The organism is Natronolimnohabitans sp. A-GB9 (assembly GCF_030848565.1).
In the GTDB taxonomy this organism is placed as follows: domain Archaea; phylum Halobacteriota; class Halobacteria; order Halobacteriales; family Natrialbaceae; genus Natronolimnohabitans.
In genome coordinates, this window is the sequence record NZ_JAVDDV010000001.1 from 269,078 (window position 1) to 291,531 (window position 22,454).

The 22,454-nt window shown below is 63.6% G+C and carries 24 protein-coding genes; 10 read left to right on the plus strand and 14 right to left on the minus strand.

What is annotated here, in order from left to right:
* Positions 1 to 238: 238 nt before the first annotated feature.
* The 7 genes from RBH26_RS01305 (at position 239) to RBH26_RS01335 (ending at position 5,853) form a co-directional block, all read left to right on the plus strand.
* Positions 239 to 844, plus strand: coding sequence for a hypothetical protein (locus RBH26_RS01305; RefSeq protein WP_306756045.1), 606 nt, complete (start codon positions 239 to 241; stop codon positions 842 to 844).
* Between the two features lie 96 nt (positions 845 to 940).
* Positions 941 to 1,315 (plus strand): hypothetical protein, encoded by a 375-nt coding sequence (locus RBH26_RS01310; protein ID WP_306756046.1) that lies wholly within the window; start codon positions 941 to 943, stop codon positions 1,313 to 1,315.
* Positions 1,308 to 2,075, plus strand: coding sequence for a CDP-alcohol phosphatidyltransferase family protein (locus tag RBH26_RS01315; protein WP_306756047.1), 768 nt, complete (start codon positions 1,308 to 1,310; stop codon positions 2,073 to 2,075). Before RBH26_RS01310 ends, RBH26_RS01315 begins: the two co-directional genes overlap by 8 nt.
* A 211-nt stretch (positions 2,076 to 2,286) precedes the next feature.
* The gene (locus RBH26_RS01320) at positions 2,287 to 3,300 is read left to right on the plus strand and encodes a zinc-binding alcohol dehydrogenase (RefSeq protein WP_306756048.1); all 1,014 of its coding nucleotides are present in this window, start codon (positions 2,287 to 2,289) and stop codon (positions 3,298 to 3,300) included.
* A 78-nt stretch (positions 3,301 to 3,378) separates the two neighbouring features.
* Positions 3,379 to 3,756 (plus strand): 6-carboxytetrahydropterin synthase, encoded by a 378-nt coding sequence (locus RBH26_RS01325; RefSeq protein WP_306756049.1) that lies wholly within the window; start codon positions 3,379 to 3,381, stop codon positions 3,754 to 3,756.
* A 4-nt stretch (positions 3,757 to 3,760) separates the two neighbouring features.
* On the plus strand, positions 3,761 to 4,894 hold the full coding sequence (locus tag RBH26_RS01330; protein WP_306756051.1) for a glycosyltransferase family 4 protein: 1,134 nt from the start codon (positions 3,761 to 3,763) through the stop codon (positions 4,892 to 4,894).
* Positions 4,891 to 5,853, plus strand: a complete 963-nt coding sequence (locus RBH26_RS01335) for a class I SAM-dependent methyltransferase (RefSeq protein WP_306756052.1) — start codon at positions 4,891 to 4,893, stop codon at positions 5,851 to 5,853. The genes RBH26_RS01330 and RBH26_RS01335 overlap by 4 nt, the downstream gene beginning before the upstream one ends.
* A 26-nt stretch (positions 5,854 to 5,879) precedes the next feature.
* Here RBH26_RS01335 and RBH26_RS01340 read toward each other — a convergent pair whose 3' ends face one another.
* From RBH26_RS01340 to RBH26_RS01375, 8 genes are all read right to left on the minus strand, one after another.
* The gene (locus tag RBH26_RS01340; protein WP_306756054.1) at positions 5,880 to 6,368 is read right to left on the minus strand and encodes a 50S ribosomal protein L11; all 489 of its coding nucleotides are present in this window, start codon (positions 6,366 to 6,368) and stop codon (positions 5,880 to 5,882) included.
* 185 nt (positions 6,369 to 6,553) lie between these two features.
* Positions 6,554 to 6,856, minus strand: coding sequence for a divalent-cation tolerance protein CutA (cutA, locus tag RBH26_RS01345; RefSeq protein WP_306756055.1), 303 nt, complete (start codon positions 6,854 to 6,856; stop codon positions 6,554 to 6,556).
* A gap of 205 nt (positions 6,857 to 7,061) precedes the next feature.
* Entirely contained in the window at positions 7,062 to 7,250 is a 189-nt protein-coding gene (locus tag RBH26_RS01350; RefSeq protein WP_306756057.1) for an HEWD family protein, read from the minus strand.
* Between the two features lie 131 nt (positions 7,251 to 7,381).
* Positions 7,382 to 7,558: a hypothetical protein gene (locus RBH26_RS01355; protein ID WP_306756058.1), complete on the minus strand. Its 177-nt coding sequence runs from the start codon at positions 7,556 to 7,558 to the stop codon at positions 7,382 to 7,384.
* 48 nt (positions 7,559 to 7,606) lie between these two features.
* Complete coding sequence (locus RBH26_RS01360) at positions 7,607 to 8,959, minus strand: transposase (protein WP_306756059.1); 1,353 nt, start codon at positions 8,957 to 8,959, stop codon at positions 7,607 to 7,609.
* Positions 8,960 to 9,029: 70 nt separating this feature from the next.
* On the minus strand, positions 9,030 to 9,209 hold the full coding sequence (locus RBH26_RS01365) for a hypothetical protein (protein ID WP_306756060.1): 180 nt from the start codon (positions 9,207 to 9,209) through the stop codon (positions 9,030 to 9,032).
* Positions 9,210 to 9,334: 125 nt separating this feature from the next.
* The gene (locus RBH26_RS01370) at positions 9,335 to 10,846 is read right to left on the minus strand and encodes a phosphoenolpyruvate carboxykinase (ATP) (protein ID WP_306756061.1); all 1,512 of its coding nucleotides are present in this window, start codon (positions 10,844 to 10,846) and stop codon (positions 9,335 to 9,337) included.
* A 330-nt stretch (positions 10,847 to 11,176) separates the two neighbouring features.
* Positions 11,177 to 11,623, minus strand: coding sequence for a plastocyanin/azurin family copper-binding protein (locus RBH26_RS01375; protein WP_306756062.1), 447 nt, complete (start codon positions 11,621 to 11,623; stop codon positions 11,177 to 11,179).
* A gap of 120 nt (positions 11,624 to 11,743) precedes the next feature.
* Between RBH26_RS01375 and RBH26_RS01380 the strand changes: the two genes are divergently transcribed.
* The 3 genes from RBH26_RS01380 (at position 11,744) to RBH26_RS01390 (ending at position 15,730) form a co-directional block, all read left to right on the plus strand.
* On the plus strand, positions 11,744 to 12,487 hold the full coding sequence (locus RBH26_RS01380; protein ID WP_306756064.1) for a protein sorting system archaetidylserine synthase: 744 nt from the start codon (positions 11,744 to 11,746) through the stop codon (positions 12,485 to 12,487).
* Between the two features lie 72 nt (positions 12,488 to 12,559).
* Positions 12,560 to 13,882, plus strand: a complete 1,323-nt coding sequence (locus tag RBH26_RS01385) for a HEAT repeat domain-containing protein (protein WP_306756065.1) — start codon at positions 12,560 to 12,562, stop codon at positions 13,880 to 13,882.
* 57 nt (positions 13,883 to 13,939) lie between these two features.
* Positions 13,940 to 15,730, plus strand: coding sequence for a phospholipase D-like domain-containing protein (locus tag RBH26_RS01390; protein WP_306756067.1), 1,791 nt, complete (start codon positions 13,940 to 13,942; stop codon positions 15,728 to 15,730).
* A 67-nt stretch (positions 15,731 to 15,797) separates the two neighbouring features.
* Here the strand turns inward: RBH26_RS01390 and RBH26_RS01395 are convergent, their stop codons facing one another.
* From RBH26_RS01395 to RBH26_RS01420, 6 genes are all read right to left on the minus strand, one after another.
* Positions 15,798 to 16,232, minus strand: coding sequence for a metal-dependent transcriptional regulator (locus RBH26_RS01395; protein ID WP_306756068.1), 435 nt, complete (start codon positions 16,230 to 16,232; stop codon positions 15,798 to 15,800).
* A gap of 157 nt (positions 16,233 to 16,389) precedes the next feature.
* Positions 16,390 to 16,884 carry a ferritin-like domain-containing protein gene (locus tag RBH26_RS01400; protein WP_306756069.1) on the minus strand — a complete coding sequence of 165 codons (495 nt, stop codon included), beginning with the start codon at positions 16,882 to 16,884 and terminating at the stop codon, positions 16,390 to 16,392.
* A gap of 187 nt (positions 16,885 to 17,071) precedes the next feature.
* Positions 17,072 to 18,190: a hypothetical protein gene (locus RBH26_RS01405; RefSeq protein WP_306756070.1), complete on the minus strand. Its 1,119-nt coding sequence runs from the start codon at positions 18,188 to 18,190 to the stop codon at positions 17,072 to 17,074.
* Positions 18,191 to 18,300: 110 nt separating this feature from the next.
* Positions 18,301 to 19,515 carry a Fe-S cluster assembly protein SufD gene (gene sufD / locus RBH26_RS01410; RefSeq protein ID WP_306756071.1) on the minus strand — a complete coding sequence of 405 codons (1,215 nt, stop codon included), beginning with the start codon at positions 19,513 to 19,515 and terminating at the stop codon, positions 18,301 to 18,303.
* A 14-nt stretch (positions 19,516 to 19,529) separates the two neighbouring features.
* Complete coding sequence (sufB, locus tag RBH26_RS01415; protein WP_306756072.1) at positions 19,530 to 20,960, minus strand: Fe-S cluster assembly protein SufB; 1,431 nt, start codon at positions 20,958 to 20,960, stop codon at positions 19,530 to 19,532.
* 61 nt (positions 20,961 to 21,021) lie between these two features.
* Positions 21,022 to 21,930 carry an ABC transporter ATP-binding protein gene (locus RBH26_RS01420; protein ID WP_306756073.1) on the minus strand — a complete coding sequence of 303 codons (909 nt, stop codon included), beginning with the start codon at positions 21,928 to 21,930 and terminating at the stop codon, positions 21,022 to 21,024.
* Positions 21,931 to 22,454: the final 524 nt, after the last annotated feature.

The window sequence follows — 22,454 nt, forward strand, 5'->3', positions numbered from 1 at the left end:
TCCTACGGGTCAGTGAAACAGGCTACGCCTGTCTCTGTTGAACGAAGTGCCATGCCGAACTTAAACCCGTCGAAGCGAGACGCCCGATCCGCTCGTTGCCGTCTCACACACCGGACGAGCGCCACAGCCGCCGAGCGAACGAGCCCTCAAGACGAGCCGTCGAACTCGACACGTAGTATTATAGCTAAGACAACACGTTTCGAAACTACTATGTAGAGTGATTTTATAACTATCCTGTATGCGGCCATTAGATTTATATCCCTTTATTAAAACAGAATTCGGATCGGCTATACCGCTGGCGGTCGCCGAGGGCAGGTTCGAGACGTATCAGGCTCTGACGGGGCTCGAGCGGGCGGGACTACAGTTCGGCGTGACGCTCGTCGCCGCGTTAGTCGTCCTCGGATTGCTCCAGGAGTACGGACCACGGACCGTCTCGAAGGCGCGGCAAAGCCCAGTCATCTCGAGTTGTATCGGACTGCCGAGTCTGCTCGTCGTCGTTGGGCTCACGAGCGCCGGCTACGTGTTCATCGGCACCAGTTTGGGAACGTTCTTCGGGGTTCCGATGGTCGTGGTCGGCGGGACGATCGTGCCGGTGTTGACGGTACTTGGGTTCGTCGCGATCGGCCGCTCGCTTGCGGCACAGTTCGGTCGTGATCGGCTCTGGATCGGCGCCGTGATCGGCAGCGTTCTCGCCGGACTCGTCGGGTTCTCCCTGCTCGCGACGGCTGCCGCTGCGGTCCTCGTCGGCGCGCTCGGCGTCGGCGCCGGCGTCCGCGTGATCGTCGGCTCCGGCAGCGCCAGTCGGCCGGACGAACGGACCGTTCCGCCAGCGAACAAGATCTGACGCCCATCAGCACGGAAACGAGCCATCGATACGAGACACCCCACCTCGACTCAAACCGACGAAAGACGTTTTTCCGCTGCCGTTGGCCGCCCTCGTATGGCGACGTCCGACGATAGCCACTCCCTCGCTCTCGAGTCCCTCTCGGTACTGCACTGGATCGGAATCGGACTGGCGCTCGTGACCGCGCTCGTTCACCTGCTCCTCGGAATCGGATTTCTCCCCCACTGGATGGGGGCTGCCTTCCTCGTCGCGACCGCCGGGTTCTGTCTCGGAATCGCCTTCGTCCTGATCGACTATCGACGGCGAACCGTCTACCTGCTCGGAATCCCGTTTACCGCCGCCCAGATCGTGCTCTGGTACGTCGTCAACCAGCCCGCGAGCGTCGGCGACCTCTCGGTTGCCGGCGCCGTCGACAAGGTCGCACAAGCGTTGCTCCTCGTCGTTCTGGTGGTGCTCTACCGCCGTGAGTGATAGTCCACTCGAGCGAGCGCGAGCGCTGCCCCGCTGGAGTCGCGTCACCGCCGGCAACGCCGCGCTGGTCGCGCTCGCGCTGGTCGTGCTCGCGTCGCTGTGGCCCGACGGTCCGACGGCTGGATTTCTCGTCGCCGTCGGCGTCGTCCTCGGTCTCGAGTCGCTGCTCGTGGTCGGCCTGCTCGAGGGGTGGGGCCGTGCCGATGCTCGTCGCGAGCAGCCGGTAACGCTCGCGACGTGGGTGACGCTCGCTCGCGGCGGCGCGGTCGCCGTCCTCGCCGGATTCGCCGCGACGGGCTTGCCGTCGGGGACGGGCGCGTGGGTCCCGGCAGCGCTGTTCGCCGTCGCGGCCGCGCTCGACGCCTTTGATGGCGTCCTCGCCAGGGCGACCGACAGTGTCACCGACCTCGGTTCGCGACTCGACGTCGAAATCGACGGGCTGGTCGTGCTCGTGGGAACACTTGTCGCCGTCGTCGACGGGGCGCTTCCGGTCGTCTTTCTGGCCGTCGCCGGTGCACGATATCTGTTCGTCGCCGGCCGATTGTGGCGGCGGCGTCGAAACCGGCCGGTCTACGAACTACCCCCGAACCCGCTTCGACGCCCCCTCGGTGCGCTCGCGATGGTCGCGGTGTGGCTCGCCCTGCTGCCGATCCTCAGTGACGGTGTTTCGCGCGCGTTCGCGACGCTCGTTCTCGTGCCGTTTCTGGCGAACTTCGGCTGGGACTGGCTGGCCGTTACCGGTCGAGTCGGCGTCGAGTAGGGATCTGGCTCCGGCTCACGTCGCCGGTTCCCGTCGTGTCGGCGCCGGAAATGCCACAGAGTGCGATTCCAGGCCGTCGTGCGGTCGAATTTAGCGTCCGGAAACTCGCACGAACGATCAAGTGGCTCCCCAGTGAACGACGTCTCATCGTGATCGATCGGTACCGCAGGCGGCGTTCGGGCGGCAGTCGACGACCGCGAGGCGAGTCTCGATGAGTGCGCGATCGCTCTATTTTACGGCCCCGCGGACGGTCGCCGTCAGATCCCGTCCCGTTCCGGAGCCCGGGCCAGCCGAGGTCCGCGTTCGAGCGACGGCATCGGCGATCAGCGCCGGCACTGAGGGGTTGATCTACCGCGGTGAGGCCCCCAAGGAGCTCCCGGCCGACGAGGAACTCGAGACGGTCGACGGCGATCTCTCCTTTCCGCTCCAGTACGGCTACGCCGCGGTCGGCGAGGTCACCGCTGTCGGAGACGACGTCGACACGGCGTGGCGTGGCCGGACCGTCTTCGCGTACAACGGCCACGAGAGTCACTTTCTGGCCCGTCCGGAGACCCTGCTGACTGTTCCCGACGGCGTCTCGCCGCGAGCGGCGACGCTCTTTGCCAATCTCGAGACGGCTGTCACCTTCCTGCTCGACGGCGAACCGCTGCTGGGCGAGCACGCGGCCGTCTTCGGCCAGGGGACCGTCGGTCTGTTGACGACGGCGCTGCTCGCCGAGAGTCCCCTCGAGACGCTTGTCACGCTCGAACCGTACGCCAACCGACGGGAGCGCTCGCGGGCGTTTGGCGCCGACCGGGTGCTTGACCCCGACGACTGTTCGATCCCCGACGCCGTCGAGGGAGCTGCCGGCGGGCGAGCCGATCTGACCTACGAACTCTCTGGCGATCCCGACGCCCTCGACGACGCCATCGCGGCGACCGGCTTCGACGGTCGCGTCCTCGTGGGCTCGTGGTACGGGACGAAGCCGGCGACACTCGACCTCGGCGGACGCTTTCACCGCGATCGGATCGAGGTCCGGAGTAGTCAAGTGAGCACGATCGATCCCCGCCTCTCCGGTCGCTGGTCTCGCAAGCGGCGACACGAACTCACCTGGGACTGGCTCGAGCGCCTCGAGGTCGCCTCGCTCGTCACCCACGAGATTCCACTCGAGGACGCCGGCAACGCCTACGAGATGCTCGAGAACCGGCCGGGCGAGGCGATTCAGGTGGTGTTGACCTACGACTGATACGGACTGCTGTCCGACAGTATCACTCGATGCGATACCGGCCTGGGAACTTAGCCCGTCGCCGTCGTATCGCCGTCCATGTACGCGGTTTCGGTTTCCCGATCCCTCGTCGCCCAACACTACCTGACCGTCCCGAATCCCGGTCCCGAAGGCGAGTTACACTCACATCACTTTACCATCGAAGCGACCTTCCGCGGCCCCGAACTCGGCGAGTACGAGTACCTGTTCGACATCGACGACCTGACCGCGGCGATGGACGACCTCGCCGACTATTATCGGGACCGCACGCTCAACGACCTCCCGGCGTTCGAGGGCGTGAATCCGAGTGCAGAACGGTTCGCCCGCGCGTTCGGTGATCGGCTACTCGAGCGTCTCGAGCCCGACGGCGTCACCGAACTCCGAATCGAGATCGAGGAAGACGACGTAGCCCGCGTGGCCCACGAACGACCGCTCTGACCCCATGAATATCGGACTGGTGATCGACGGCGATCTCGAGGAAACGTCGGGCGGCTACCGGTACGACCGCAAGCTCGTCGCGGCGCTCGAGCGACGTGGGGACGAGGTCGACGTGACCTCGCTGTCGCAGTTACCGACCGAAACGGCAGCAAGCCTCGACGGGGAGACTGAGACGCCGTCCGATGCGGTCGTTCACGATCGACTCGATAGACCGTACGACGTGCTCCTGCAGGACGAACTCTGTTACCCGACGCTGGTCGAGCACAATCGGCACCTCACCGAACCGACGGCAGTTCTGTCGATCGTGCATCTCCTACAGGCCGGCGATCCCGCGGTCGACGACCCCGTGGTTCGGCGGCGGGAGCGACGGTACCTCGAGACCGTCGATGGAATCGTCTGTCCGAGCGCGGACACGCGCGAGCGAGTGCTAGCGCTCATCAACGACGAGATCCCGACGCTCGTCGCACCTCCGGGGGGCCGCCACGAGGATGCGGCGCTGTCGGCTCCCACCGTCGACGCGCGTGCCCGATCGACGCCGTTCCGACTCGTCTACGTGGGTACAGTCGTCCCGCGAAAGCAGCTGACGACGCTGCTCGAGGCGCTCTGTCGGGCCGATGGCGCGATCGACGACTGGCGACTGACCGTCGTCGGTGATCTCGACGCCGATCCCGCGTACGTCCGGCGTGCTCGCGCGCTGGCCGACGAACGCGGGCTGGACGACCGAGTGGCGTTCAGGGGGCGTCTCGAAACCGCTGCCCTCGAGTCGCTCCTCGAGCGATCCCACGTCCTCGCCGTCCCCTCACGTTACGAGAGCTTCGGCATGGTCTACCTCGAGGCGATGGAGTACGGCGTCGTCCCGATCGCGGGTCACGTCGGCGGCGCAAGCGAGTTCGTCGCCGACGGGCGAAACGGCGCCGTCGTCGATTCGACGGACCCGGCTGCCCTCGCGGCTCGACTCGAGACTCTCGCAGCCGATCGCGACCGCCTCGCGTCACTGGGTACTGCGGCGCTTCGTACCGCAGCGGCACACCCGGCCTGGGAGGAAACCCTCGAGCGGGTACGGACGTTCTGTCGGCGCCGGTGTCGGCTCGAGGGGGCGTCGAACTCGTTCGACGATGGGAGGGGTGAGCCGGGATGAACGAGTCGAAACTCGCCTACCTGGCGGCCAAACGCACCGTCGACGACCGCGCGCTGAATCGCCACACATTCGATCGGTTCGCGAACGAACTGGCGACCCGCGAGGAACCGGTTCGGATCGTCGAACTCGGTGCCGGCGTCGGCACGATGATCGGCCGCCTGGTCACACGAGACGCGCTGCCGGATCGGGTCTCCTACCGCGCCGTCGACCGGGATCCGGCCTGTATCGACTACGCTCGAGAGCGAGTGCCCGAGTGGGTAGCTGCCGCCGGATACGAGATCGAAGCCAAACACCGGGACCGGCCCGGTACGACGACGTTCGTCGCCCGTGACGACGATCGACGACTCGAGATCACCCTCGAGACGGCCGACGGGTTCGCGATCGACGACCGAGCCGATGCGGTACTCGGTGCCGCGTTCTTCGACCTCGTCGATCTCGAGACCGCGATTCCGGCCGTCGAAGACCTGCTCGCGCCCGATGGCGTGCTCTACGCACCGATTACCTTCGACGGCGGCACGTCGTTCGCGCCGCGGGATCCACTCGACGAGCGCCTCGAGCGCTGGTATCACCGCCACATGGACGAGATCCGGGACGGAGGGAGCAGTCGGGCGGGTCAGGCCCTCCTGACGACGCTTCCGGCACGCGGCTGGGACGTCCTCGCGGCCGGTGGCTCGGACTGGGTCGTTCGTCCGGCCGGCGGCGCCGATGAGGGCGACGGCGACGGGATGGGTTATCCGGCGCGGGAACGCGTCGTCGTCTCTCATCTGCTCGAGACGATCGAGAACGCGACCGCGGCGTTCGTTCCCGACCGGCTCGATGCCGACGAGCGAACGCGGTGGCTCGAGCGACGGCGGTGCGAACTCGCGGCCGACGAACTCGTCGCTGTCGCCCACAACCTCGACGTCCTCGCGCGGTTCGCAGGCGATACGCGTCGCTTGCGAACTATGGGTCGCACATAAATCGCAGAAAACTCGAGTCGTGACGATTACGCTTCAGCGCCTTCGGCCAGCACGTCGTCGTACTCGCCGTCGTCGACTCGCTTCTTGAACTCGCGGGCGTCGTTGCCCTCGATGGTGACACCCATCGAGGCACAGGTACCGACGACCTCCTTCGCGGCGTTTTTGACGTCGTAGGCGAGCAGGTCAGGGTGTTTCTGCTCGGCGATCTGTTTGACCTGATCGACCGACAGGTCAGCGACGAAGTCCTCCTGAGGTTCGCCGCTGCCGGTCTCGAAACCGGCCTCGTCTTTGACCAGTTCGGCCGTCGGCGGTACACCGACGTCGATTTCGAAGGAGCCGTCGTCCTCGTAATCGACGGTGACGGGGACTTCGGTGCCGTCGAAAGCTTCGGTCTGGTCGTTGATCTCTTGGACGACCGCCTGTACGTCGACGGGCGTCGGTCCGAGCTCGGGACCGAGCGGTGGGCCAGGGTTGGCCTGGCCACCCGGAACGAGCACTTCGATGGTTCCAGCCATACCCGTCACAACCCGTGCGCGAGTTTTAAGGGTTGCTTTTTCGCGCAGTTACGCCTGTGATATGGTGTCACAGCAGCGTGGTCTGGGGTGCGTGACTGCTGTCCGACAGTATCATACGTTCTACTGTCGTCACGTACCGCCGATCGCCAGGGCGGGGTCGGCGATCGGCGGGACAGCAGTCCGTATCACTCGACGGACTTCGCTCGCCACTCGGCGAACGACTCGAGGACGTGGCTCTCGTCGAAGCGTTCGATACACGGGACGTCGTATGGGTGGAGTTCGGTGACGCGGTCGACGAGGTCGTCGTAAGCGTCGTCGGTCGTCTTCGCGAGCAGGACGGCCTCGTCGTCGTGGTGGATCTCGCCCTCCCAGCGGTACGTCGAGGTCGTCGACAGCCGGTTGACACAGGCCGCGAGTCGCTCGTCGACGAGCGCTTCGGCGATTCCGTCGGCGTCTTCCGGCGGTGCCGTGATGTAGACGGTCGGCATGCTCGGCGGTAGCTACGCTCGAGACAGGGAAAAGCGCCCCGACGTTCATCCGGGCTGCTGTATCGCTGTCCCGCCGACCACACTCCCGATCACGACGCCGTCCGGCGATCAGATACGTAGCGATTGCAGTAGCGACTCCAAAACAGCGACTCGAACCGGCGGGCTTCGATCGATCACTGGCGGCCGGCAGCCACCGCTTGACCGATCACTCGGGGTCTGCGACGGGATTGAACGTTCCGTTGATGTCCCACTCGTGGAGGCAATGTGGATTGCCGACCTGCTTCTCGCCGTCTTCGCGGGCGAGTTGCCAGGCCTCGAGGTCGTCGTCCCATCGTTCTGCGCGGCCACAGCGTTCACAGACGCGGACCGAGGGTGTTCGTACTTTCGTACTCATTACCCGATATGGGAACTGGACGCATATAACATTATTCTTGTAGCCCAATTTCTGGCCCACTTTTGTGTATCACTATCGTAAATTCAAAACTCCAGTTGCAAAACGAAGTGGTAGCGGGACAGTAGTCCGTATCAGAACTGATCGTCGTCGTCCCCGAACTGGCGTCTCGCGTCGGCGGCCGTCGTTCGACCGAACACGAGGCCCGCAGTTTCGATCGACTGGAGTCGTCCCGCCAGCGGCGATTTGTACCACGCGATCAGCATCCACACGACCGACGTCGCCAGCAATCCGATCGCAGAGAACGTCATTCCGAGCGTGTGAAGTACCGCGGGCGAGGTGGCCCGCGGCGTCCGTGTTTAGTCTTGCACTGCTGACGCAACGGACTTTGATTCCCCTCGCACTTGCCCCTTGACTGAGGCTTGTGTCGCCTTTCCGCGGCGATGAACACCCGAACCACATACTGGTCCGTGAGGGTCGGCCCCTCCACCAGGGCCCGATACCGTCCGTCTCACCTTCTTCACTTTTGGAAGGGTGTTGAGAGACGGCACATTCTCATCTCTATCCCACAACCACTCCTGCACTACGCACACTGCTGCTTTCCGATCTGCATGATCCTGGAACGAACAATCCGTACGCTTGAACCGCTTCTTCCTGCGGTTCGCACGAACTTTGTGTAGGCAGTCAGTGCATGGGCAGCGCTGACTCGTATATTCTGGATCAACGATTTGGCTTGGGATACCGTTCCAGGCAGCTTTGTACGAGATGAAGTTGCGGAGTTTGTTGAACGGGAGGCTGTGGAGGCGTCGGTTCATTCTGGTGCCGTAGTCGATGTCCTCTCGCATGTCTTTGAGGTCCTCAAAGACAACAACTGGATTCTCGAATTGCGAGAGCCACTCGACCACGTCCCGTGAAACCTTGTGAAGCTGATCGTGAACGAAGTCCCGTTCCTCAGTCTGCACTACCGCATCCATCGCACTCTGGCCTGCCTCTTGCATGCGCTTGCGCTTCGTGAAGAACCCGTGACGGACCCGTTTGATATCAGGATATTCGATTACCGTGGAATCGATGACGCCGTCATTACGGGTCAGGGCGGCGAGTGCAATGCAGTCTTCGTTAATATCGATACCGACGATTGTGTCAGCGGTCTCTGGTGAGGCAACTGTGTGCGTTTCGTGCGTGGTGGTGACGTGAAGACGCCATTCGTCGTGTTTGTACACGAGTTCGGCAGTTCCAACACGCCAGTCATCACTGGTAAGTGCGGTCTTCACTCGTTCACGGTGATCTGGGCTGCCTTGGAGAGTGCCGCGAACGTAGTTGTACGGTTTGTAACTGATGCGGAACGCAACCTCTCCATTTTCGTTGAGTGTAAGCGCGTACCCTTCGTTGTGATTCATCCGCACTGGGTACGGTTCATCGATGTACGTTCGCGGGCGACCCCAGTCAAGACGATCGGCGTCTTTGTGTTCGTGGTAAGTTTCGATCTCTTGGAGAGCCTTATCGATGAGTTGTTGGGTGGTGTTTTTGACGTGGTTAGCGCGCTCAGTGATTGGGGTTTCGATGTCGTCCCAGTCCCACCCTTGCCGGTCGAGACGGTTGACTTCGTTACGGATACGTCTGGCTTCAAGCGACGCCTCACGCAAGTTGGCAGGCTCACCCTCAGTACTGTCGAGACCGAACGACAGCGAGTGGGTGAGCTCTGCCTCTTGCATATGTCTATCATTTGGATAATCCATTATAAAACTACAGACCAGCAGTGAGAGGTGCACTGAGTGACGGCATTCAGCCCCGGGCACGGTGGCCCGGGGCACTCTGCCTACTACCTATGTAGACGATCGCGAGGCCGACCTTCGGGAGACTCGTCTCGAGCGGAATCCGTGCCTCGAGATCGCGTATCGTCGGGAGCAACACGACGACCGTCAGCAAACTCCCACCGAGAAAGATCAGATCTTGCCAATCCATATAGCGATAACTCCGTATCGAGTAAATAGCGTTTCGGTCGGATCGGGGAGAAAGCGTCGATTCGACGGGTGGGGAGATACGTCCGACAGCGGTTCGGCTACCGACACAATGTCGGTTGGCTCCGATCAGTAGACGGCGGCTTTGATCTCCTCGCGAAGTTCGTCGAACTGCTCGAGATACTCGCGTCGTTCGGCCCGTAGCTCCGCGACGGCCTCGTCGTAGTCGTCGACGTGATCGGGGACGTAGTACTCCTCGATGTCCAGTCCGGGGACGGTCTCGGGGATGGTCAGCGACGTGCGGTCGTCGTCGGTCCACTCGATCCGGCCGCGTGCGGCCTCAGTGAGGATCGTCACCGACTCCTCGACGCCGACGTCTTTGGACTTCTCGCCGAGATAGCCCGTGTTGATGACGTAACACTCGACGTCCAGTTCGTCGATGAGGTCACGGAAGATGTTTCCTTCCTCGCCTTCCGGACCGATGATGAACGGGTTGGTCCCGACGACGCGGATCGACTCGCCCGCACGGGACGGGTCACCGGCGCTGGTCTCGATCGACTCACCGAGCATGAAGGCGACGGCGGCCTGTTCCTCGGAGAGTTTCGCGACCGGCGGCATCAGGGGGTTGCGCGTGATGAAAAAGACCTGATCCATCCGATCCAGGTCGATCTCCTCGTCGGCACTCTCGAGACAATCGCGCTGGACGATCGCCCGTGAGTTCGACGTGTAACGGTCCTCGTCGAAGTGGACCGTGCCGTCGTCGTCGACCGCGACGTTCTCTAAGATCGCCGACTCGTCGGTCGCTGCGTCGTAGAGTTCGGGCTGTTCGTCCTCGCCGAGTCCGATCGTCTTGATGAACAGACCCTTGCCCTCGCTGCCAGCGACGGAGCCGGTGGGCAGGAGGCCACAGACGTCGTCCTGGAGCATCGACGCGTCTTCGGGCTCCTCGAGCCAGCAGCCGTGGGAGGTGAGTGTCGACTTGCCGGTCGCCGAAAGCCCCATGAACACCTGTCCGACGGTACGCAGTTCGTCATCGTCGTCGCGGACGCGGACGCGCTTGCTGCCGGCGTGAAGGCCCAGTCCACCCTGTTCTTTGATCCGGAACATGAACAGCCGGAGGAACGACTTCTTGGCTTCGCCGGTGTAGTCGCTGCCCAACACGGCGGTGACGCCCTCGTCGGGGAGCACGCGGATCGCAGTCTCGTCGTAGTCGGGATCCTGGACGGTGTACAGGTCCGGCTCTCGGCCGTCGGTCGGCTCGAACAGGTTCGCCCACGCCAGCGCGATACGGGCGTGATCGACGGGAACGAACAGGCGGCAACAGAAGGTCGCGTCAGGGTGGCGTCCCATCAGGCGATCGACACAGAGCATCTCGCGGTCGCCCGCGCGGTCGATCGCGTCGTCGACGAGTGCGTGATCATCGGCGGTGAACTCGTCGTCGACGGTGTTTTTCGTCCGGTCGGAGCTTCGCGATCGATACTCGCTGACGTACGACGGCGACCCGAACTCGGTCGTCGTCTCTTCGTCGGCCGCGAGTTCACGAAGTTCCTCGAGCGACGGGTTGTACCGAACGTTCGACGCTGTCGTTGGGTCGGGAAGCTGTCGGCCCAGCGGACGGGTCTCCGCCCCGGTTTCGGACATATACGTAAACCACCATCAGCCTGATGCATAAACATGGAGGTTTCTTATCGCTGTGTGTCAAGTCTTCCCCAACGATCGAGTGACATATCGACGTTGAAACGCTATATCGTCCCATAATCGGCAGTTCGGTACACTCTCACATATTATCCAGAAACAGATAATTAGAGGATGGTACTCGAGTCAGAAGTAATTCTTATCGGGAGTTCGTAACGCTGTACACGGCGCTTATCGTCGGCGAATCCGAACGGGTATCGACCCGAAGCGGAACGTCGACCCGATTCGAACGGCGAGAGAGTGGCGATCAGCGGGACATTCGCACAGCAGTCCGTATCAGTCGGTGACGACGACCGTCCCGATCATGCCGCCGTTGACGTGAGGCTCACAGATATAGGTGTACTCACCGGGCACCTCGAAGGTGTGTTCGTACGTCTCACGGACGTCGATTTTGCCGCCCTGGTACGTGTGCCAGGCATCGATAGCGGTCTCTTCGTCGTCGTATCCGCCGGAAGCGAAGTAGTCGGCACCCTCCGGCAGGCTGCTTTCACGGGCCGTTACCGTATGGAGGGCACCGCTCGTGTTCTTCCAGACTACGGTCTCGCCGACGGTCGCCTCGTACTCGGCGGGAAGGAACTCGTTGCGGGACATCCCGATGTCACACTCGTCGCCACTGCAGGGTTCGCCGTCGTCGTCGGTGAAGGTACCCATGACGGTCGAACAGCCCGCCAGCCCGGCGGTAGCAGCGGAGCCGACGGCGGCGAGATAGACGCGCCGATTCATACAGATGGCTTGGGAACATCGCGGTATAACCGCCCCGGTTCGATCCTCGAAACTGGGAACGGTGGGTGTGCCGTGTGGAAACGAAAACACGTAAGGTACCTCCCGGCCGAATCCGCGAGTATGCTTCCCCGGTTCGTCGGGCGTCTCGGCGTCGCCGACGCGGTGACGATCGCTAACGCTGCTCTGGGGTTTATCGCCGTCGTCGTCGCGTTCGTCGACATCGATTTAGCCGCCCGACTCATCCTCCTTGCGGCCGTCGCGGACGGCCTCGACGGAATCCTTGCGCGCCGCTATGGCGGTACCGACGCCGGGCCGTATCTCGACTCGCTGGCCGACGTCGCCTCCTTCGCAGTCGCTCCTGCCGTCCTCGCGTTCGTCGTCGTTACTGACGGCCTCGAGGGCGGTTTCGATCCGGCCACCGGCGCGCTCGTGATCACTGGCGAACTGTTGCTCGTCACGGCAGTCTGTGCGTTGTTCGTCGCCATGGCCGTCACCCGTCTCGGGATGTACACGGCCTACGACGTCTCCGGTAGCTACACCGAAGGTATCCAGACGACGCTCGCGGCGACGATTCTCGGTGCGGCGATCCTCGCCGGCGAAACGCATCCGTGGCTCGTCCTCGCGGTGACCGGGGCGTTCTGTTATCTGATGGTCTCTCGCATCGAGTATCCCGACTTGCTCGCCCGTGATGCAGCACTCATGGGTGTCGTCCACGTACTCGCGATTCTCATCCCCGAGTTCGCGGGTCGAACCTTCCCCTACGCGCTGTTGACACTCGGTATCGCCTACATGACGCTCAGTCCGTTGTTCTACTGGCGCGAGGACCCGGCATCGCCGGAACCCGACGTGCATGGAAACGCTTAGGGCGCTGCTTGGACGACCGTAGGATATGCACACTGCCACGCGTCGGCGTCATCACCAACTCCAGGTGGTACCATGAGCGATGACGAGGCAGCCGAGGACGGAGCGGAGGAACCGGTCGATCTCGAGGCCATCCGTGACTCTCTCGAGCGCTTCGAGGGCGAGGTCGACGACCTCGAGTCGGATCTCGACGCCGCCGAGACGGAAGACGACCTAGACGTCGTCGAGGCGGACATCGACTCCCTGCAGGAAGACCTGGAGGCGGTCGAGATTCCGGAGCCGCCCGAACCCGAGGACGAAGACGAGGAAGACGAAGACGAGACCACACCCGAAGAGGAGCTCCAGGACCGGTACGACGACATCGAGAGCGACGTTTCCGACCTCGAGTCCGATCTGGAGGACCAGCGCGGTCCCTATGCCGAGGACGTCGTCGGCGAGATCGACGGCGCCAGCGCCACGATCACGGGCACCCGCTGGACCGAAGAGGGGAACACCGAACTGAACGAGGCCGTCGAGGCGTTCCTCGACGATCTCAACGACGTTCTCGGAACCTCCGTCACACTGCGCAGCGACGGCGAGAACGTCGCCGACCAACTCGACGCGACGCTCGATGCGGCGGCCGACGCCGTCGAGGCAGCGGGACTCGATCCCGACGACGACGCCGAGCGGATCGCCACGCTCCTCGAGGCCACGGACGCCCTCGAGTCGGATATCGACGACGCGACCGAGTGGACCGACCTCGAGGTCCGCGAGCAACTGCGCCGGGAAGGGTTCTACGACGTCCTCGACCACGTCAAGGACTATCCTCCGGAGTGGCACGCGCTCAAGGTCCACGAGAAACGTGGTAACGTCGACATGATCTTGCTCGCCTACGAGACCTTCGACTCCGAGTACATGGAGGAACACTGTCTCGAGGCCTTAGAGCGGATGGGACCCGAGGAGGCCATCGATCCGATGCTCCAGAAGGCAAACCGGCGTGACGAGGCGGCCATGCGCATCCTCGGGAAGATCGGCGTCGAAGACGACGAGGTCGTCGACACCGTACTCGACTACGTCGACTCCAACCCGACGCTCCAGCAGCCGTCGTTCCGTGCGCTCGGTGAGATCGGCGCCGAAGACGCCGTCGAACCGATCGCTCAGCAGCTGGTTGCCGACAACCCAGACGTGCGCAGCTGGGCCGCTCGCGCGCTCGGTCTGATCGGCGACACTCGCGCGATCGATCCCCTCGCCGACGTTCTCGCCGAGGACGACGCGAACCGCGCCCGAGCCAGCGCCGCCTGGGCGCTCAACCAGATCGGTACCGAACGCGCCCTCGAGATCGTCGCCGAGTATCGCGACGACCGGGCGTATCTCGTCCAGGCAGAGGCCGAGAAGGCGACACTCGAGCCGGCGACGTAGCGACGATTCGATTTTCGGTCCGAGAGTTTACGTACTATCAGGCGCCCAGAGCGGGCGATGGATCCACGGCCGGTCGTCCTCGTCGCGCTCGTCGGCCTCACGCTCTGTACCGGCGGAGCGATGCTCCAGGCGACGTCTCCTCCCACGTTCAGTGGCGACGAAGTGAGCGCGTCTACAGTTTCTCCCACCCCGCTCGAGACCGAGCCCACCTGTCCCCGTGCTGTAACCGAGCCGATCGAGGGGAACGATACGGGCTCGAATACCACTCCAACGGAGCCACGCATCGTCGAACTCTACCCGAACCCGACGATCCGTGACAACGTCGGCGAGTATCTCGTCCTCGAGGTGCCCGCCGAGACGACTCTCGGGAACTGGACGCTCACTGACGGTCACACGACCGCGACCTTCCCAAACGAGACTGTCTCCGGTCGCGTCGCGTTGAGTCTCGAACCAACCGTCACTGCGGAGCTGACCGACGACCCCGTCTACGAACTCGAGGGCCACGTCCGGCTGGCCGCAGACGGTGACGAACTCGAACTGCGAAACGAGACGACGACGGTCGATACGGTCGCCTACGACCGCGCACCGCTGGCCGAACGGTGGTACCGAAGCGATAGCGACGGCGACGCGGCCGTCGAGACGCCCGCCGAGGGAACGTGGCATCCACGCGGTGGGACCTGTCTCCCGGTCTCGACGGCCGACGTCGACGCGGCGACGGCGTTCGTCCTTCCTGACGGACCAGAGACACCACGGGAGGCGATCCACGAGGCCGACGAGCGCCTTCTGGTCGCCGGCTACACGATCACGTCCGAGACGATCGCCGACGACCTCGTCGCAGCCGCCGACCGTGGCGTCGACGTCAGGGTCCTCGTCGAGTCCGGCCCCGTCGGCGGGACGCCGGCGGCGACCGAGGACGTCCTCGAGACGCTCACGGCTGGCGACGTCGAGGTTCGCGCGATCGGCGGTGAAGGGGCTCGCTATCGATACCACCACCCGAAGTACGCCGTCGCCGACGACCGCGTCATCGTCACCACCGAGAACTGGAAGCCAGCAGGCGTCGGCGGCGAGGGGAGCCGCGGCTGGGGGGTCGTCCTCGAGGACGAGACGCTCGCGGGCGACCTCGCAGCGGTGTTTGCGGCCGACTACGGCGGCTGGGACACCGACTCCGGAACTGCCTTTCTGTCCGACGCCACGTTCGTCGAGGACGACGGCGACGTGGCGCCGTCCCGGTCGTACCCAACCGAACACGAACCGGAGACGGTCCCCGTCGAGACCGCCGAACTGCTCGTCGCGCCCGACAACGCCGAGACGCAGCTGACGGAGCTTCTCGCCGGGGCCGACGAGGAGATCCTCGTCAAGCAAGCCAGTATCGATGCCGACGCCGCCGTCCTCGAGGAGACGATCGAGGCGGCCCGCCGCGGTGTCGACGTTACGATCCTCCTCGACTCGACGTGGTACCACGAGGACGAAAACGCCGCGCTGGCCAGCGACCTCGAGGAACTCGCTGCCGCCGAGTCACTCTCACTCGAGGTCGCCCTCGTCGAGGAAACCGACCGCTTCGAGAAGATCCACGCCAAGGGCGTCGTCGTCGACCGCGAGGTCGCCGTCGTCGGCAGCGCAAACTGGAACGCAAACGCCTTCGAGAACAATCGGGAAGTGCTCCTTGCGCTCCACGGGGAGGCGGTCGCGAACTACTACGCGACCGTCTTCGAGGACGACTGGACGGGCGACGGCCGATGGACGCTCCCATTCGGCGTCAGCGTTACGGTCATCGTTGTACTCGCGCTCGCCGCACTCGTGGGCCGACGATACGTTCGGTTCGGCGAATCCGGTTCCAGAGATGAGTGATCAGTACATGAGTTCCGGCGTGCTCACAGGATAGGCAGCGCTCGTGTCAGGAACTCGTCACACCGGATCAGTCGGCACCGCCGTCGGTACCGGCCTCGAGTCGCTCACAGTAGTCCCGCTCGGGGTCGAAACAGTCCGGACACTCCCCGGGCCGGTCGATGATCGTATCGAGGCGCTCGGCGACGGTGTCGTCGATGACACTCTCTAGGGCGCGGGCTTCCTCCCGAAACTCCTCGACCTCGAGGACGTTCGCGAGGAACCGTTCGATGATACAGTACGTCTGGAGGGCGTCGTGGGCCCGCTCGAGTCCCTCCTCGGTGAGGCTCGCACCCTTGTACTTCTCGTGGTCGACGAGTCCGCGGTCCTCGAGTTTGCCGACCATCTCGTTGACGCTGGCTGGACTGACCTCGAGGATGTCCGCGAGCGTGCCGGTCGACGCGGGGCCGTCCTCGATCCGCTGTGCGAGATAGATTGCCTTGAGATATTGGTCTGCCGTGTTCATCGCGTTCCTCCGTAGCTATCTGCCGCCGTGTGTGTTCCCTGAACGGCCCGGTTCACGTTTAGTGGTGTCACGAGGGGTCGTGACGAATCGTGAGAGTGTGTGCCCGAACGCGCTCGCGTTCGCGTTCGTTTTGCTGGTACAGTCGCCACTGCCCCGATCATGCTCTCCGTTCCATTATCTCGGTCACTTCTTCGACGCCCTCTTTTTCTTCTTCGCGGATGTCGTACAGCGTCTCGAGCAGCCGATCGCGATCGATAGCGAACTCCCCTTCGGAGGCCTCTATCGCCTCGATCAGATCGTCGTAGAACTTGTAGGCCGTCTCCTCGTTTGCCAACTGGTCGTAGAGGACGCCGTCGGTGTCCTCCGGCGGCCCGTAACGGGCGTCGACCAGTGCGTTGATCTCTTCGTAGGAAACGGTATCGGCGTCGAGCTCGTCGATCAGCGCCTCGAGTCGCTCGCGGTGGTCGGCCGACTCCGCGGCGGCCTCCTCGAGCAACTCGCGTACCTCCTCGTCGAGCGCGTCCCGTTCGGCCGGCGGGAGCGAGTCGAGGTGGTGGGCGGCGCGTGACTCGACGACCTCCTCCAGTACGACCCCGATCTGGAGTAGTCGGGTCAACTGGTGGTCGCTCGAGACGCGCTGTCCCAGACTCATACCAGTTCGTCCGGGCCGCTGATACTTAACGCTCCCTACTCGCGTGGTCCGGTAACGCCACGGCGACCGGTCGGAGGTCATACTGTTGGACAGCACGATTCGACGATCGGTCGCGCGACTGCGGCCGTCCCGACGGTGACGGCCGCGCGTTCGCGACCGACCGCGCACTGACTGCTGTCCGACAGTATCAGTCACGAAATCGCCAGACGCGTGCCCCTTCACCGCCCTCGACCGCCTCGACCTGTTTGAGCCCCGTTTTGACGCATTCCCACCAGCTATCGGCTGTCTCGTAGCCGGCGGGACACTCGCCATAGAGCGCGTCGACGAAATCGGACCGGCGTGCACGTCCCTCGTCCCGGAGGTACGCCAGCGCACGGCCGACGGCGTGGCGTCGCTTCTCGAGTGTCTCGGCCGATCGGCCCGGAATCGACAGCTCGTCGAGGTCGGCGATATCCTCGCCAGGACGGACGCCGCCGCCGGTCAGTCGGGTCGAGGACGCGTACTCGAGGCCGGTCTGGACGTCCCTGTCGAGTCGCTTTCGTGTCGTGGCGACCGCACGCCGGGAGAGTTCGTCGAGTCGCTCGGCTTCGACGCTCCCGAGGACGCCGGCGTCCTCGTGGACCGGGTCCTCCGGGATCCGCGCGACGCGTTCCGGGGAGATCGGGGCCGGTCTGCCCGACGCCGACGGGGACCGGTCCACCGACTCCGGACCCGAATCCACCGCGGTTCGTTTCGCGTCGTCTTCGTTCGAACGGTCACCGTCACCTGTCTCCGTCCCGTCTACCGACGCCGTCCGTTCGTTCTCGTCCGGTCGGATTCGTGAGTCCGGCCCCTGTCGAACCGTTCTCGGTGCGCCACGGACCTCGAGTTCCGGCTCGCGGTCCGCCGTCGCCTCGGCCGTGCCGTCCCGTCGCGGTCGTCTCTCCCGCGACAGTGGCTGGTCGTCGCCGCTCCGTGCTCGACTCGAGTTGGAATCCGTTCCGGTCGACTCGCCGCGTACCGTCCGCTCGTCGGATTCGGCAGGCTCGTCGGACGCCCGTGTCTCAGCCCTCCCGTCGCCGGCGACCTCGACCGTCTCTTCGAGGACCGCGACTCGTTTTTCGAGTCGTGCGATGCGCTCGCCGTGGTCGGTAAGCACCCGATCCTGCTTTACGTCGTGATCGGGCTCGCGCTCGGCTTCGATCGAGCCACGGTTCGCGATGATCCACCGGACGTACGCCCCCCGGCTCTCGAAGCCGAACAGTTCCCGCTCGGCCTCGAGTGCGTCGACGGTTTCGTCCTCGAGTTCGATGGTGAGGGCCCGCATCGTCTCCGGATAGCCGATCATCCTATAAAAGTCGTTGTCAGACGCGACGATGACGGGTCGACAGAACGAACGCCGAAACGCGAACGGAAAGAGGAGCTCGATTCGAGCGTCTATTCTCGCTTGCGAAGACGTGCAGCGATCTGTTCCTCGAGATCCTCGCGCAGTTCGTCGACGGCGATCTCTTCTAAGACGGGCACGAAGAAGCCCTCGACGAGCATGTTACGCGCGGTGCGCGGGTCGACACCGCGGGAGGTCATATACAGCAGATCCTCCTGGTCGATCTGGCCGACCGTCGCGGAGTGGCTCGCTTCGGTGTCGTGGTTGTTGATGATCAGCTTCGGCGAGGCGTCGGCCTCGCTGTCGTCGGACAGCATCAGCGTGTTCTCACGCTGGTAGGAGCTGGTGTCCCAGGCGTCGCGACCGACGTCCTGGACGCCCTCGTAGACCGAACGGGCGACGTCGTCGGTGACGCCGCGGGTCACGAGGTCGGCGGTGGTGTGTTCGGCGCGGTGCCAGACCTTCGCGTCGAGATCGAAGTGCTGGTCGTTGTGGCCGTAGAACGCGCCGACGATCTGCGTCTCGGAGGAGTCGCCGTTGAGCTCCGTCGAGACCTCCGTCTTCGTCAGCTGGGTGCCGAGGTTGGCCTCGATCCAGTCGATCGTGGCGTACGTGTCGGTCTCGCCGCGCTTGACGGTGAAGTTGTAGGCGTCCTCCGAGAGGTTCTGGAGGCTACCGTACTGGACTGAACTGTTCTCGCCGGCGACGATCTCGACGACCCCGCTGTAGTACTGCTCGTCCTGCTCGGTGCCGGTCGACTGGCGCTCTAAGATCGTGACCGAGGACGATTCCTCGGTGACGACGAGCGTGTAGTTAAACAGCGAGCGGGAGTTTTGCTCGGTCCGGATGGTGACGTCCTCAGCGTCGACGCCCTCAGGGACGTAGACGACCGTTCCGGTGCTAAACAGCGCCGTCGACAGCGCCGTCAGATAGTTCTCCTGGGGATCGACGACGGAACCGAAGTGGTCCTCGAGGAGTGCTTCGTGTTCGTCGACCGCGTCGGCCCACGAGAGCACGTCGACCTCGTCGGGACCGAGCTGGTCTTTGTCCTCGGCGGCGTTCAGCGGATCCACGAGCGACTCGTAGTCGAGTTCGTGGAGATTCGTCCAGTCCCGACCCGGCGTCCGGATGACGTCGGGCATCTCCAGTTCTTCGAGCGCCTCGAGGGCCTCGAGACGCGTCTCTAAGAGCCAGTCGGGCTCGTCTAAGTCGCCCGAAATCTGGCGTACCTGTTCCTCCGTGAGATTGGCGTGTACCTGCGTGCTCATGTCTGGTCTCGGGGTTATCCGAGGCTTCCCTCCATCTCGAGTTCGATGAGGCGGTTGAGTTCGACCGCGTACTCGATGGGCAGTTCCTCCGTGATCGGCTCGATGAAGCCGGCGACGATCATCTTCTTGGCGTCGTCGTCGTCCAGACCGCGGCTCTGGAGATAGAAGATGTCCTCGTCACCGATCTTGCCGACGGTCGCCTCGTGGGCGACGTCGACTTTCGACTCCTCGATCTCCATGTACGGCATGGTGTCCGACGTCGACTCGTTGTCGAACATCAGGGCGTCACACTCGACTGCCGTCGAGGAGTCCTCGGCGCCGTCGGCGATGTGGACGAGACCGCGGTAGTTGGTGCGGCCGCCGTCTTTGGAGATCGACTTGGACTCGATGGTCGAACTCGTCTCGGGCGCGTTGTGGTAGACCTTCGCGCCGGTGTCGATGTCCTGACCCTCGCCGGCGAAGGCGATGGTGATGTGGGTGTCGGTCGCCCCTCGCCCTTTGAGGATCGAACACGGGTAGAGCATGGTGGCCTTCGAGCCCATGCTGCCCGAAATCCACTCCATCGTCCCGTTCTCCTCGACGATGGCGCGTTTCGTGTTAAGGTTGTAGGTGTTTTTCGACCAGTTCTGGACTGTCGAGTACTGGACGTGGGCGTCTTCCTTGACGAAGACTTCCACGCCGCCGCTGTGGAGGTTGTGAGCACCGTACTTCGGTGCGGAACAGCCCTCGATGTAGTGGACTTCCGAACCCTCCTCGGCGATGATGAGCGTGTGCTCGAACTGGCCCATCCCTTCCGAGTTCATCCGGAAGTACGCCTGGACGGGCATCTCGACGGTGACGCCCTCGGGGACGTAGACGAACGAGCCGCCCGACCAGACGGCGCCGTGCAGCGCCGCGAACTTGTTGTCGCTTGGCGGCACGCAGGTCGTCATGAAGTGCTCTTTGACGAGTTCGGGGTGTTCCTGGACCGCACGGTCCATGTTCATGAAGATGACACCCTTCTCCTCCCACTGCTCTTGCATGTTCTGGTAGACGACCTCGGACTCGTACTGGGCGCCGACGCCGGAGAGGGCGTTTTTCTCGGCTTCCGGAATGCCCAGCTTGTCGAAGGTGTCTTTGATCTCGTCGGGCAGCTCCGTCCAGTCGTCGACGCCTTCGCGCTTGTCGACGTCAGGGCGGATGTAGGGGACGATCTCTTCGATCTCCAGGCCCGAGAGGTCCGGCTGGCCGGGCCAGTCCGTCGGCATCGGCATGTTCTGGTACTGCTTGAGCGCACGGAGCCGTCGCTCGAGCATCCAGTCGGGCTCGTCCTTGTCCTCGGAGATCATGCGGATGACCTCCTCGGTCAGGCCCTTGTCGGATTTGACCGCGGCGTTCTGTTCTTTCTTGAACTCGAACCGCGCTTCAGTGTCAGTTTCTTTGAGGTGATCTTGTTCGGAACTCATGATTTGATTGTGTATATGGTTACGGCTGTAGGGTTATTACCGTTGTTCTAGCCGAAAGTGGTTACGCGGTGCCGTAGACCTCTTCGCGGACCCAGTCGTACCCCTTGTCCTCGAGTTCCTCGGCGAGTTCGGGACCGCCGCTTTTGGCGATCTGACCGTCGAGCATCACGTGGACGCGGTCGGGTTCGACGTAGTCGAGGATACGCTGGTAGTGGGTGATCTGGAGAACGCCCGTACCCTGCTCGTCGCGCAGGGCGTTGATACCGTCCGAAACGTCCTGGAGGCGGTCGATGTCGAGCCCGGAGTCGATCTCGTCGAGCACGGCGATCGACGGCTCGAGGATGGCAGCCTGCAGGACTTCGTTCTGTTTCTTCTCACCGCCGGAGAAGCCGGCGTTGAGATAGCGCTGTGCGAACTTCTCGTCCATGTCCAGTTGCTCCATCTTCTCCTGGAGGATCTGCTGGAACTCGGCGACGCCGACTTCGCCATCGTCTGCGGGGCCTTCCATCGGCGAGGACTCGAAGCCTTCGTCCTCTTCTTCTTCATCTTCGCCGTCGTCCTCCTCGAAGAGTTCCTCGCGCTCCTCGATCTTGGCGTTGAGTGCCGTCCGCAGGAAGTTCGTCATCGTCACGCCTTCGATCTCGGCGGGGTACTGGAACGCGAGGAAGATCCCGAGCGCGGCGCGCTCGTTGGGTTCGAGCTCGAGGAGATCCCAGGTGCGCTGGTCCTCGTCGATCTCGATCTCCTCACCGAACTCGTCTTCCTCGAGGTGAAGCAGCACTTCCCCCTCCGTGAGCTCGTAGGCTGGATGGCCGGCGATGACCTTCGCGGTCGTCGACTTCCCGGAGCCGTTGGGACCCATCAGTGCGTGGATCTCGCCCGACTCGACTTCGAGGTCGACGCCCTCGAGAATCTTCTCGTCGCCCTCCGCTACCTCCGCGTGCAGGTTGTTTAGTTCGAGACGTGCCATAGTACTCTGTCGTGTAAACCGTGGGTCGTGTGACTGATAACGGTTTCGTATCCCACTGGATACGGTTTCCCTCTGGGAAAATAATTTCCCAAATATAGAAGCTCAGTTTTTCGGTCTCTATCTAACGACCCTGATTTGAAAACCGTATTCCAGTATGACTTAAACCCCCACCGTTCGACGGTTCGAGTGAGTCAACGTGTCGACGATCGAACGAACGGTCCCGTTGGGACGACGGGTACGGTCCGCTACCCCGGCGCCCTCACAGGCGGTTGTGGGTCGCCGGCACCGACGGACGGCGGTCCATCTGCCGAGCAATCACCTGGCTAATACTGTCTGACAGTATGATACGGTCTCCTGTCGTCACTGACCGCCGATCGCCGACCCCGTACTGGCGATCGGCGGGACATAGTTACAGCAGTCCGTATGAGTCGAGAACCGAAGTAGGGCGGCTGGTCGGAACTGTCTCTCGGTACGATCCATCGTATGGAGCCGGGAGCTTTCACCTCGAAACGCTGTAACCCTTA